General features: G+C 41.8%; 15 protein-coding genes. 13 read left to right on the forward strand and 2 right to left on the reverse strand.

What is annotated here, in order from left to right; genetic code table 11:
- The first annotated feature begins 22 nt into the window (after positions 1-22).
- The 4 genes from C4S54_RS03450 (at position 23) to C4S54_RS03465 (ending at position 2360) form a co-directional block, all read left to right on the forward strand.
- A complete protein-coding gene (locus C4S54_RS03450) occupies positions 23-526 on the forward strand; it encodes a GNAT family N-acetyltransferase (RefSeq protein WP_103868281.1) in 504 nt (167 codons plus the stop codon).
- A 483-nt stretch (positions 527-1009) separates the two neighbouring features.
- Positions 1010-1351 carry an arsenate reductase family protein gene (locus C4S54_RS03455; RefSeq protein ID WP_103868282.1) on the forward strand — a complete coding sequence of 114 codons (342 nt, stop codon included), beginning with the start codon at positions 1010-1012 and terminating at the stop codon, positions 1349-1351.
- A gap of 55 nt (positions 1352-1406) precedes the next feature.
- Positions 1407-1760, forward strand: coding sequence for an arsenate reductase family protein (locus tag C4S54_RS03460; protein WP_022775193.1), 354 nt, complete (start codon positions 1407-1409; stop codon positions 1758-1760).
- 189 nt (positions 1761-1949) lie between these two features.
- Positions 1950-2360 carry a peptide deformylase gene (locus C4S54_RS03465; protein ID WP_103868283.1) on the forward strand — a complete coding sequence of 137 codons (411 nt, stop codon included), beginning with the start codon at positions 1950-1952 and terminating at the stop codon, positions 2358-2360.
- A gap of 14 nt (positions 2361-2374) precedes the next feature.
- Here the strand turns inward: C4S54_RS03465 and C4S54_RS03470 are convergent, their stop codons facing one another.
- A complete protein-coding gene (locus C4S54_RS03470; protein WP_103868284.1) occupies positions 2375-3868 on the reverse strand; it encodes a hypothetical protein in 1494 nt (497 codons plus the stop codon).
- Positions 3869-4063: 195 nt separating this feature from the next.
- On the opposite strand from C4S54_RS03470, the gene C4S54_RS03475 reads away from it, so the two are divergent.
- The 4 genes from C4S54_RS03475 to C4S54_RS03490 all read left to right on the forward strand — a co-directional run bounded on the left by C4S54_RS03475 (position 4064) and on the right by C4S54_RS03490 (position 6605).
- A complete protein-coding gene (locus C4S54_RS03475; RefSeq protein WP_103868285.1) occupies positions 4064-4783 on the forward strand; it encodes a sulfite exporter TauE/SafE family protein in 720 nt (239 codons plus the stop codon).
- Between the two features lie 44 nt (positions 4784-4827).
- On the forward strand, positions 4828-5283 hold the full coding sequence (locus tag C4S54_RS03480; protein WP_103868286.1) for a flavodoxin family protein: 456 nt from the start codon (positions 4828-4830) through the stop codon (positions 5281-5283).
- Positions 5280-5951, forward strand: a complete 672-nt coding sequence (locus C4S54_RS03485; protein WP_103868287.1) for an HAD family hydrolase — start codon at positions 5280-5282, stop codon at positions 5949-5951. The genes C4S54_RS03480 and C4S54_RS03485 overlap by 4 nt, the downstream gene beginning before the upstream one ends.
- Positions 5952-6071: 120 nt before the next feature.
- Positions 6072-6605, forward strand: a complete 534-nt coding sequence (locus C4S54_RS03490; protein ID WP_103868288.1) for a hypothetical protein — start codon at positions 6072-6074, stop codon at positions 6603-6605.
- 42 nt (positions 6606-6647) lie between these two features.
- Here the strand turns inward: C4S54_RS03490 and C4S54_RS03495 are convergent, their stop codons facing one another.
- Positions 6648-8645 (reverse strand): glycoside hydrolase family 3 protein, encoded by a 1998-nt coding sequence (locus C4S54_RS03495; RefSeq protein ID WP_103868289.1) that lies wholly within the window; start codon positions 8643-8645, stop codon positions 6648-6650.
- Positions 8646-8834: 189 nt separating this feature from the next.
- Between C4S54_RS03495 and C4S54_RS03500 the strand changes: the two genes are divergently transcribed.
- From C4S54_RS03500 to C4S54_RS03515, 5 genes are all read left to right on the forward strand, one after another.
- Complete coding sequence (locus C4S54_RS03500; protein ID WP_103868290.1) at positions 8835-9380, forward strand: prolyl-tRNA synthetase associated domain-containing protein; 546 nt, start codon at positions 8835-8837, stop codon at positions 9378-9380.
- A gap of 56 nt (positions 9381-9436) precedes the next feature.
- Positions 9437-9913, forward strand: a complete 477-nt coding sequence (locus tag C4S54_RS03505; RefSeq protein WP_103868420.1) for a GNAT family N-acetyltransferase — start codon at positions 9437-9439, stop codon at positions 9911-9913.
- Between the two features lie 102 nt (positions 9914-10015).
- On the forward strand, positions 10016-10180 hold the full coding sequence (locus C4S54_RS15920; protein WP_160110665.1) for a hypothetical protein: 165 nt from the start codon (positions 10016-10018) through the stop codon (positions 10178-10180).
- Positions 10181-10274: 94 nt separating this feature from the next.
- Positions 10275-10574, forward strand: coding sequence for an HNH endonuclease (locus C4S54_RS03510; protein WP_160110666.1), 300 nt, complete (start codon positions 10275-10277; stop codon positions 10572-10574).
- Between the two features lie 13 nt (positions 10575-10587).
- Positions 10588-11172: an SOS response-associated peptidase gene (locus C4S54_RS03515; RefSeq protein ID WP_103868292.1), complete on the forward strand. Its 585-nt coding sequence runs from the start codon at positions 10588-10590 to the stop codon at positions 11170-11172.
- The last annotated feature ends 23 nt before the right edge of the window (positions 11173-11195 follow it).

An 11195-nucleotide genomic window follows, 5' to 3' on the forward strand; every position in this document is an offset into this window, starting at 1 on the left:
TCCGGGAAAGTGAGGAGCAGTAATGGAACTTCGAAGAATTAACACTGACGATGCCAGATCACAATGGGAATACACAACGGAGCTACCTACCGATGAGAACGGGTTAACTAATCCATATCACGGCGTTTCATATGATGAATATATAGCAAATGTACTTCCGACTCTCATATCTTATGAGCATCCTGTAAATATGCCAGACTGGTTTGTACCTGAAACTTATTACTACTTATGGAACGAAGGAAAGCTGGTTGGAGAGTTTCGTATCAGACATCATCTTACAGATACTCTTAGGAACGGCGCGGGACATATTGGTTACAGCATCAAGAGGGATGAAAGAGGAAAAGGGTATGGTACAGCCGGCTTAAAGCTTACTCTTTCCGAGGCCAATAAGATTATCCCCGAGGATGAGATTTACCTTCGCGTCAATAAAGACAACATCGCATCTCAAAAGGTAATGCTGAATAATGGGGCATACAGAGCAGGTGAAGACGAGGATCATTATTTTATGAGGATAAAAAAGTACTAATTTAAAGAGATAGCTGGTGTAAAACTGCCACTATCCAGTATGTTTCAAATAGTGGCAGTTCAAATTGCGGTCGTAGTTCTGCCTATATCACGAGTAATGTAGATGTGGGCAGTTGATTATTCGGGATGATTTCTGCCTATATTTTGAGTGCTATTGATATAGGCAGTTGAAATTTGAATTGAAATTCTGCCTCTTTTGAGATATATGTGATATAGGCAGGATATTTAAGGCCAAAAGAACTGCCTTATTTGAGGTATATGTGATATAGGCAGAATATCTAAGGCCAAAAGAACTGCCTTATTTGAGATATATGTGATATAGGCAGAATATCTAAGGTCAAAAGAACTGCCTATATATGTGAATAGTGCGATAGAGGCAGAAAGACAGGCTTGATCTGATACCCGAATGGTAGATAGAATAATTTGGGGATAATCGGTTATAAAAAGTTTTCAGATGCTTTAACACAAGGAGTTACAAAAAGAGATGAATATACAGATCTGGGGCACCAAAAAGTGCAATGATACAAAGAAAGCGGAACGCTTCTTCAAAGAGCGCAATATAAAGTTTCAGTTCATAGACCTGAAGGAAAAAGAAATGAGCAAGGGTGAGCTGAACTCTGTTGTCAGCGCTGTTGGAAGTGTCATGGAGATGGTCAATACTGAAGCCAAGGATAAAGACACTGTAGCTCTGATCCAGTATATTGCTGATGAGGACAAGTTCGACAAGCTTCTGGAAAATCAGCAGATCATCAAGACACCTGTGGTCAGAAACGGCAAGCAGGCAACTCTTGGCTACCAGCCGGATGTTTGGAAGAAGTGGCAATAATAGACAGGCGTCACAGAAACTTAGTTTTGCAAATATAAGATAGGAGGCATAAATCATGGTAAAAGTTTATTGTTATTCTAAATGCACTACTTGCAAGAAGGCGCTGAAATGGCTTGATGACAATAGCATTAAATACGAGAGCCTTGATATAAAGGGGCAACATCCTGACCGTGATACGATAAAGAAACTCAATGCTAAAAGTGGACTTCCTTTGAAAAAGTTTTTTAACACCAGCGGACAGCTGTATAGAGAAATGGAACTGTCAAAAAAGCTTCCTAATATGAGTGATGACGAGATGCTTGATCTGCTGGCATCAGATGGGATGCTTGTAAAAAGACCATTGCTGGTCACAGATAAGAGAGTGCTTGCTGGATTTAAAGAGGCTGATTGGGAAGAGGCTTGCTTATAATCATGTAATGAAAGAACACATGATAGGACAGTATGACGAGTTGAGAAAGAAAAAATCTCGCAGAAACAGTAAGCTATAAGGATGATAAAGGAAGATAAGTACCAGTAGATTGACAGATGAGGATAATGATCCGAGACTGGCCTATGAGAAGATAGTTGACTCTTTTGATTTAAGTGAGGATAGTGAGTAATGGTAAAAAAGATAGTGAGAGATCCAATGTTTTTGCGACAAAAGTCAGAGCCGGCAACAGAGGCTGACAAGCAGGTTATTGTCGATCTTCTTGATACACTGAGAGCCAACCAGGAGCGTTGCGTTGGCATGGCAGCCAACATGATTGGTGTGAAGAAAAGAATAATCGTAGTTGCCATGGGACCTTTTCATTTTGCGATGGTTAACCCTGTTATTACTAAGAAAACCGGAGAATATCAGACAGAAGAGAGCTGCCTTTCCCTTGAAGGAGTAAGGCCCTGCACCAGGTATAAAGAGATCGAGGTGGATTACCTTGACCAGGATTTCAAGCCACAGCACGGGAAGTACAAGGATTTTACTGCCCAGATAATCCAGCATGAGATCGACCACTTTGAGGGAATATTGATTTGAAATTAAAAATTTTTTTAAGGAACATAAATCTGATTAAAATTGTAAAGTTCACCGTCAATAACGCCTAATGCGACAAGCATGTCACTGGTCATATAATACTCTTTAGCATCTGCTGACCAACCGGGGTAATTGTCTCCCTTAAACTCTCTTCCAACAATGTATTCTTCCTCGAGATTTGCAAACTCACCATCATCAACAAATTTTTGAAGATAGATTTCACAGTTTTCTTTGATCTTAAAAGAAACATTTTCTTCGATCAGTTTTCTTACATTCCCCTCATTCAGCATGTAAACAACATGATATACCGGCTCATAGTCCTCTTTTTCAAGTGCATAATAAGCGTCATCATCACTGCATTTTACGAGGAAACGGTCGAATCTGCTGGAGCCTATAACATCTTTTTTGAATTCTTCATCTGTTCCATATTCAAGTTCTTTATTTACTTCCTCAAAAGAAACAACTGAGAACTGAGTCCCGTTTTCAGAGAAGATATAGCTGTTTTCTTCTGCGTTATCAACGTATTCTGTTTTGATCTTTTCTTCGCGGTACAGATCGCCGGTAAGTGTTGTTTCATCAAACTTTTTTACTATCATATAAAGGTTGCTGTCATTGTCATAATACTTAACGGCATCAAAGGTGTCAGCTTTTGCATTTCCGATGCATGAAAAAGAGATGGTTTCATTGCTGCCTGCAAATTCTAAAGTAGGAAAAGCGCCGCTATCCCAGCTGAACCTGGCTTGTGTATTATCATCTGCTGAAGCGAAATGGAAGGTAATGTTCTCGCCATCAATTTCATAGGTGAAAGGAATCCCTGATAAGCCATCTGTTGTCTGGGTAGAACCGGAAGTTTCGCTGTCAAAAACATAGTAGCTCGAGATGTTGTAAAGGTCATCTCCTTTGTATGCTGCGTATACAGCTCCTGAAAGCTGTGGATAACCATCAGATGAAAGGCCTGCTTTTGTGAAATTAAGTACCTCTGAGTTTGAATATTTTTCGCTAAGTTCATCATACAATGAAGGGTCTGCTGAGATATCTACGGCGCCGTCTTTGTAGTTATGGTAAACACCATCTTCAGCAGCTAGATAATCAATATTTGATTCTTCTGTAATAACGAACTTGCCCGTATCTTTACTTACATATCCTTTAGCTATAGAGTTACGCATAGATATTATTAGGCTGTTGTCATCGGTTACAGCAATCGGATATGCTGTCCCGCCGCTTTGGACAGAAGTGACCTTCTCGATAGAACCATTTTTTTCTATGTAAATGGTGGCTTCATAGGTTGCCAAATGTCCCATAGTGTCATCAAAAATATAACTTGTTACCAAGAGAGCATCCTCTCCTTCGCAGACAGGAGCATATGCATATGACTGTCCTGCATGGAGAGAGGTGATGAGCTGCTCATACTGTGAGGTTTTGCCGGTAGTTTCTGTAGTGGCATTTCCACATCCTGCCAATGCTGAAATGGCAATTGCTGTTGATAAAAGTAATGTAGCTATTCTTTTCATAATTCTCTCCCATATTCTGAATTTTTTTACACTATTTAATGATACGACTGAGTTTGCACAAGGATTATAAAAAAAGTATAAATTCAGAATGATACCCAGGGACGGGGTTGATGGACCATTTTGTTATTCAGAATAGCATGGAGTGTTCTTTTTGCGTATAATAGAGTAATTCGGAATAGAGGATGGAAGAGATTAATGTTTTTTTGGATACTTGCTTCATTGGCAGCATTTTATGTAAAGGGACTGTGTGGCTTTGCAAACACGCTGGTTTTTACTTCAATATTGAGCTTTGGCGTTGCAAATATAGAGATATCACCGGTAGAGCTGATACTTGGCTTACCGACCAATCTGATCATTAGCTGGAAGGAACGAAAATCAATTGATCTAAAGGTAGTAGTGCCTTTGGTGGTCATGGTAATTATTGGCAGTACTGTCGGGGCTTTTTTATTAAAAAACACAGATGTGACTATAATAAAAATAATATTCGGAATATTGGTTATTATCGTTGGCATTGAGATGCTGATCAGAGAATTAGCCAAAAAGAAATCTAAGAACTCAAAAGTTCTGCTGATAATTATCGGTATTTTGTCAGGCTTTTTGTGCGGACTTTATGGAGTTGGGGCACTTCTTGGTGCATATATTGGGCGAACAACAGAGGATACAAGATCTTTTAAAGCAAATATTTGCACAGTATTTATTATTGAAAACACATTTAGGCTTGGACTGTATCTCTTTTACGGAATCCTGACTATAGATATGTTAAAGAAAGCTTTGCTACTCTCACCATTTATGCTGATTGGCCTTGGCCTTGGAATGTACAGCGCCGGTAAGATAAATGAGCTCGTAGTAAAAAAGATTGTGATAGTTCTTTTGATTCTATCAGGAGCGGTGCTGATTTTTACAAATGTTGCATGATATAATAAATAGAAAATGACTAAATTTTGTGGGAGGGGTTTGAAATGAAATGCTGTATTGTTTATGCTTCAACACATCACGGAAACACAAAGAAGGTGGTAGATGCCATTGCTAAAGAGTTTGAGGTGGAGTTGATCGACGCCACACAGGTGCAGAAGAAAGATTTGTCTGAATACGATTTGATAGGCTTTGCTTCAGGCATTTATGCTGCGCAGTTCCATCAGCAGGTGAAGAATTTTGCCCATGAAAATCTTCCGCAGGGTAAAAAGATCTTTTACATAATGACCAGTGCTATGAATAAAGATTTTTCAAAATCCATGGCAGATTCAGTCAAAGACAAGAACGCTGAGGTTGTTGGTAAGTTCACATGCCACGGATATAACACTTTTGGACCATTTAAGTTGGTCGGTGGCACAAGTAAAGGGCATCCTGATGAAAATGATCTGACTGATGCAGTTGAGTTTTTCAGAAATATTATTAGAGTTGGTAGAGCGGAATGAACAGCAGATATAGTGTGATATTTGATATGGATGGCGTTATCTTCGATTCGGAGAGGGCATGTCTTTATACATGGACAGAGGCGGCAGCAGGCTATGGCATAACTGACGTGCGCGAGGTGTTCGACAGATGCATAGGAACAAATATGAATCAGACCAGGCAGATTGTTGAGGATGCCTATTCAAAAGACTTTGGCGAAGGTATTGCGGATAAACTTCTTTCTGAGAGCAGCAGACTCTTCCATGAGAAATACGATGGAGGCAGACTCCCAATAAAGGCTGGCGTAAAAGAAATCCTGGAGTACCTAAAGGCAGAGAATGTGAGATGTGCAGTTGCATCGTCCACAAGAAAAGCGGTCGTGGAAGCGGAGCTTAAAGATGCAGGGCTTTTAGACTATTTTGAAGAAATAGTTGGCGGGGACTCAGTTAAGGTATCAAAGCCCGACCCCGAGATATACCTCATTGCCTGCGACAAACTCAAGGTGGATCCCAAAGACTCTTTTGCCATCGAGGATTCATATAACGGGATCAGGTCAGCCCATGCAGCCGGAATGAAGCCAATCATGGTTCCGGATATGATTCCTGCTGATGATGAGATGAGAGAGCTTGCAGATACGGTCTGCGAAAGTCTTATTGATGTCATTGATTATTTTAAAAATATCGCAGATTGAGATGGCGATGAATATGTGGACAAGCGGAAGGTTAATAGATTAGTTCCGCAAAAGCCCAATGCTGTGAGAAACCAATAATGAAAAAGAGCTGACGAAGCAACCAGAGTATTGGAGGGAGAAATGAGGACACTTTTTATCGGAAACAGCCACACGTATTACAATGATATGCCCAAGATGTTCAAAGACATTTGCAAAGAAAATGGCATTGATATGCAGGTGACGATGCTCACTAAAGGCGGCATGGGACTTGACTATCATGCAGATAATGAGCAGACCAGGTTTAATATTCTTTACGGGGACTATGATTTTGTAATTCTTCAGCATGTAGCTCACCCAATGGGCGAGTTTTCTGTGATGGAAGACGCTGCGGACAGGATAATGGAATGGATAAGGCAGACCAAGGCAAAAGCCTGCTTTTATATGACATGGACAGAGGAAGGGAATGAGGAATTTCAGCCGGAAATGTCAGCAAGATACAGAAAGTTGGCTGAAAAATATGGATGTCTTGTGGCTCCTGTAGGGGAGAGATGGTGGGAACAGATTCATGCTCATCCCGAGACTGATCTGTATTTTGAGGACAGAAGGCACGCCTCACCTGCAGGCTCTATGCTCGCAGCCAGGACAATATTTGAGACGTTAAAAGAGCTTTATTGAGAAAAGCTGTCAACTCAATCTCTTTAAATGTCAGCTTAGGTGTCACTCTAAAGTGACACCTAAGCCTCTTTCATAAAGATAAGTAGTGCTATAGCTTAAGGAGCCATCGGCATTTTCCGTAACATCAGGAACGTTTACAGGAAGATGGCCCTGGGGTTTGTTTGAGCCAAATACTGTTTCGATGGCTGCTACGATATTGGCGTTTGTGGCCTTTAGACCGGAGCCACTGTCGGTTTTATCTGTGGGATCTGTACCAAGGGCTGAGCCCATGTAGGCAAGAACAATAGCATCTGCATCCTTATAAATAGCGGCGTCATATGGTAGGTTTTCGCTTACAAGAATGAACTTTCCTCCTGCAGCGTGAATGTCATTGATAGCGCTGGTAATTCCAATATATTGAGGACTGGTCTTATCCAGAGCGCCATTTCCGGAGGCATAGGAAAAGCCAATCACGACATCTGATCCGGATATCTTTTCACTCATTTCGTCTGTGTAGTGGAGTTTGACATCGGCGGAGGAATCGTAATAATAATCAATATTTATGTTTGTCTTTGAATCTATGTAATCCCCCTTTTTCAGTTCATCAATAGCATACTGCAAAGTTGTGGCATCAGCATTCTGTCTGCCAAGAACGAAGACATTCGCTGTTTCTTTTGAGACAGGAAGAGTTCTGTCATCATTTTTTACAACTGTAATAGCCTGTCTTGCCATGTCCATTTCAGCATCGTGATGCTCCTTGGAGCCGACAATCGCGATACTGTCAGACACATTTTTTTCTATATCAGATTCTTCAGTCTCGTCCAGCATTCCGTGTCTCGCTTTCAGAGAGAGGATACGGGTTACGCTCTCGTCAATCCTGGCCTGGCTTATCTCGCCGGAAGAAACTAAAGACGTAATCCCGGAGATGTATTCATCATAGAAAGTCGCAGCCTCTGCGTTTTTCAGATCCATAGGAAGGAGCAGAATATCAACGCCGCTGTTGATTACTTCTTTTGCGATGTTTACGAAGTATTCTGAGGAGTCTTTTTCACCCGGAACAAGACCCGCATCAGCAATTGCGTCCATTTCAAGGGCATCGGTTACAACAACGCCGTCGTAGCCCATATCGGTTCTGAGGATGTCAGTTATGATCTTTTTGGACATTGTAGCTGGGAAAAAGCCGGTAGTTACGCCATCTCCAAATGTCTTTTGCTCGTCGATAAGTGGAAAAGTTATGTGGGCTGTCATGATCATTTCAGCGCCATTTTCGATTGCCGCTTTAAAGGGCACAAGCTCGGTCTCCTTGATCTCGTCATAGGTCTTTTCAACAGAAGGCGTACCGATGTGGCTGTCTACACTGGTGTCTCCGTGGCCGGGGAAGTGCTTATAAGTTGCAATGATATTGTTCTGGGCAAGGCCCTTCGCATAAGCGTTGCCGAGCTTAGCCACCAGGGCTGGATCGTCGGAAAAAGACCTTGTGCCGATAACAGGGTTTGACGGATTATTGTTCACATCAATGTCCGGCGCAAAGTCAGCATTAAAGCCGAGGGCAGCGAGCTCCTCACCAAGTATACTTCCGGTTTTCTCTGCATTTTTTTCTGAATCTGTCGTGGCTCCGATGGCCATATTTCCGGTCATTCGTGTTCCCGAGGTCAGCCTGATCACGATTCCGCCTTCTTCGTCCACAGGAGTCAGATAAGGAATATGCGTAGAAACGCCTTCTATATGTTTATTATTGTCCTGAAGCTCGTGCAGGAGCCTTGTCACCTGCTCATTTCCGGTAATATTTGAACCAAACAAGATCACGCCGCCGTACTGATGGCGCCTTAAAGCATCACTAAGCTCCGGGAAAGAATTAAGGTCTGTTACATTTTCTTCGTTCCAGGTTCTGAAAGCCGGGATTATCATTTGTGATATTTTTTCATCCAGGGACATATTTTTTACCAGCCTGGCTACCCTGGCTTCGTCATTGTCTGCGGCACATCCGCTCAGCATATAAGTGCTTGTTAAAAGAGTAAGTGTAAGAATGATTGATATAAATTTGGAAAATTTAGATAACATTTAAGAACCCCCAAAAAGAATTAATGTTGCTATAATGTATGCTAATGTACATTTTATCATTCATAACTTTCGTTTCATCATGGGGATGGCATATTTTAGATTAATTTTAGAGATTGTTGTATGTAGTAGGAAAATCTTATAATGTAATAAAAAAGTTTTGGAAGGATTAGATCGGTAATGGGAGTGGAAATGGAATTACATAACGGAAGACCGGAAAACACTGAAAGCAGGCTTTCAAGAGAGATAAGAGTCTATGATTTTTTGGATGGGCTTGGAGTAGAGTACCAGAGAGTAGATCATGAAGCGGCCATGACTATGGAGGCCTGCGAAGCAGTAGATGTGGCACTTGGAACGACCATGTGCAAAAATCTCTTTTTATGCAACAGGCAGAAAACGGCATTTTATCTGCTCTTAATGCCTGGAGATAAGAAGTTTAAAACAAAGGAATTGTCTAGTCAGATAAATTCAGCAAGGCTCTCTTTTGCAGAAGCTGAAGACATGCTTAAGTTTCTGGATATTGAGCCCGGGGCAGTGAGCGTCATGGGCCTTATGAATGACAAGGGGCATGACGTAAGACTTCTCGTGGACGAAGACGTTAAGGCTGGAGAGTACATAGGCTGCCACCCTTGCGTTAACACATCAAGCTTGAAGATAAAGACTGAGGATATCTTTGGGAAGTTTTTGCCTGCAGTTGGTCATGAGGCAGAAATCGTCCATCTTGTTGGAGAAGACTGAGGAATGAGATAGAGATTACAGTTTAACTGATTGGATTTGGAATGGGAAATATGGGGATGATCAAATTCAGAGAGATAAAAGAAGCTGACAATGCCGCAGTAGCTGCGCTTGTCAGAAACAACTTGGAAAAGTTTAAGCTTAATATTCCTGGAACAGTGTATTTTGATGATGCACTGGACCACCTGAGCGACTATTACGATGGCGATGGGCGGAAATACTTTGTCATCGAAGGGGATGATGGCCAGGTTATAGGTGGAATCGGATATGACAAATTTGAGCCCATGAAAGATACAGCCGAGCTGCAGAAATTATACCTGGCGGATTCTGCAAAAGGCTCAGGGTTAGGCTATGAAATGATAGACTTCATCGAAGAAAAGATGCGAGAAGCGGGGTATAAGGCTTCGTATCTGGAGACTCATGACAATCTTATGGCTGCGATTTATATCTACAAAAAGAAGGGCTATAAAGAGATCGAGCGCCCCAAAGAGGTAGTGCATAGCACTATGAATAGATTTTTTTGGAAGAGGCTTTGATTTGTAACACCATGATTTAAAAACACCGTATTTTACTGATTGTGGGATAAGATTACCAAATTGGCGACATTTATCCCACATGATCAAGAGCGAGGAGAAACAATGCCTAACAAAAAGAATACAGATAAAAAACAGTCGGAAACAGCTGCTCGTCCAGAGATAAAATTAAAAAGCAATCCAAAGGCAGATGCCATGAAAAAGGCGCCGGATGAAGTCATTGCAATGGCCATCAGAGAGGCATTGATAAAAGATAAGGAAGGCAGATGAAGTTGTAAGAAAGCAGATGAAGCTGGAGAATATGGAAAACAGATGAACTTGCAGAACAAGGAAAACAGATGAACTAATGCAGAGGGGGGCAGTTATGCGGGGAATCAAGAATCATAAGTTGCAGCTAAAAGACCGGATTATGGCAAAGACAGGCGGGGTATGCGCGGCATGCGGGAAGCATCTTGAGAGGCAGAAAGTTACGATAGACCATTATGTCCCCAAGTACCATGGCGGCACGGATGATGAGAGAAATCTTTTGCCTTTGTGCAGAAACTGCAACAGGCAGAAATCATCCAGGATGGTGGTGGCTGAGGACTATTATCGATTTCTTGGAAAAAGATATTGCGAAATGGCTAGTGAATATAGAGATGAGCTGAAAAGACCTGTTTCTTAAACGAGGAGGACAGATGTGCTGTAGATATTACTTTAGTGACAAAGCTGCATATAAGGTTGAGGGTGACCTAAAGCTTACGAAGGGAGCGCTTGCTACCAGGGCTGGAGACATTACTCCTGGGATGGCTACTCCGGGAATCATCTGGAACAAGGGCACAAACGAAGACCTTGCGCTGGAGGATCTGTTTTGGGGAATCACATCCAAAGACAAAAAGCTCATCATCAATGCCAGGGCTGAATCGGTGACAAAAAAGTCGATGTTTGCTGACAGCATTCGGAATCGTAGGTGCATTCTGCCTGCTGCGGGATTCTATGAGTGGGATGCAAGTAAGACGAAGTTCAAGTTCAAAAGAGCTGATGAAAAGCCAATTTACCTTGCAGGTTTCTATGACCTTAGCGATAACAAGGATTCTTGCGTGATTCTGACGACCGCGGCAAATGCATCAATGAAGCCTGTTCACGATAGAATGCCGGTCATGATTGATACTGAAAATGTCAGGGATTATTTAAAAGACCCGGCTGCAGCCCTTGAAATGATAAAAGAGCCAATGCCAGAGCTTGATAGAAAAAGTGACTATGAACAGCTTAGCCTGTTCTGATCTTTTATCCGAACCCTGGAAAA

It is taken from the genome of Butyrivibrio sp. Su6 (genome assembly GCF_900108105.1).
Classification (GTDB): Bacteria; Bacillota; Clostridia; order Lachnospirales; family Lachnospiraceae; genus Butyrivibrio.

Bases quoted from the DNA above. Each gene is read 5' to 3' on its own strand.
- C4S54_RS03450 (WP_103868281.1), top strand. From the start codon at position 23: ATGGAACTTCGAAGAATTAACACTGACGATGCCAGATCACAATGGGAA.
- C4S54_RS03455 (WP_103868282.1), top strand. From the start codon at position 1,010: ATGAATATACAGATCTGGGGCACCAAAAAGTGCAATGATACAAAGAAA.
- C4S54_RS03460 (WP_022775193.1), top strand. From the start codon at position 1,407: ATGGTAAAAGTTTATTGTTATTCTAAATGCACTACTTGCAAGAAGGCG.
- C4S54_RS03465 (WP_103868283.1), top strand. From the start codon at position 1,950: ATGGTAAAAAAGATAGTGAGAGATCCAATGTTTTTGCGACAAAAGTCA.
- C4S54_RS03470 (WP_103868284.1), bottom strand. From the start codon at position 3,868: ATGAAAAGAATAGCTACATTACTTTTATCAACAGCAATTGCCATTTCA.
- C4S54_RS03475 (WP_103868285.1), top strand. From the start codon at position 4,064: ATGTTTTTTTGGATACTTGCTTCATTGGCAGCATTTTATGTAAAGGGA.
- C4S54_RS03480 (WP_103868286.1), top strand. From the start codon at position 4,828: ATGAAATGCTGTATTGTTTATGCTTCAACACATCACGGAAACACAAAG.
- C4S54_RS03485 (WP_103868287.1), top strand. From the start codon at position 5,280: ATGAACAGCAGATATAGTGTGATATTTGATATGGATGGCGTTATCTTC.
- C4S54_RS03490 (WP_103868288.1), top strand. From the start codon at position 6,072: ATGAGGACACTTTTTATCGGAAACAGCCACACGTATTACAATGATATG.
- C4S54_RS03495 (WP_103868289.1), bottom strand. From the start codon at position 8,645: ATGTTATCTAAATTTTCCAAATTTATATCAATCATTCTTACACTTACT.
- C4S54_RS03500 (WP_103868290.1), top strand. From the start codon at position 8,835: ATGGAATTACATAACGGAAGACCGGAAAACACTGAAAGCAGGCTTTCA.
- C4S54_RS03505 (WP_103868420.1), top strand. From the start codon at position 9,437: ATGATCAAATTCAGAGAGATAAAAGAAGCTGACAATGCCGCAGTAGCT.
- C4S54_RS15920 (WP_160110665.1), top strand. From the start codon at position 10,016: ATGCCTAACAAAAAGAATACAGATAAAAAACAGTCGGAAACAGCTGCT.
- C4S54_RS03510 (WP_160110666.1), top strand. From the start codon at position 10,275: ATGCGGGGAATCAAGAATCATAAGTTGCAGCTAAAAGACCGGATTATG.
- C4S54_RS03515 (WP_103868292.1), top strand. From the start codon at position 10,588: ATGTGCTGTAGATATTACTTTAGTGACAAAGCTGCATATAAGGTTGAG.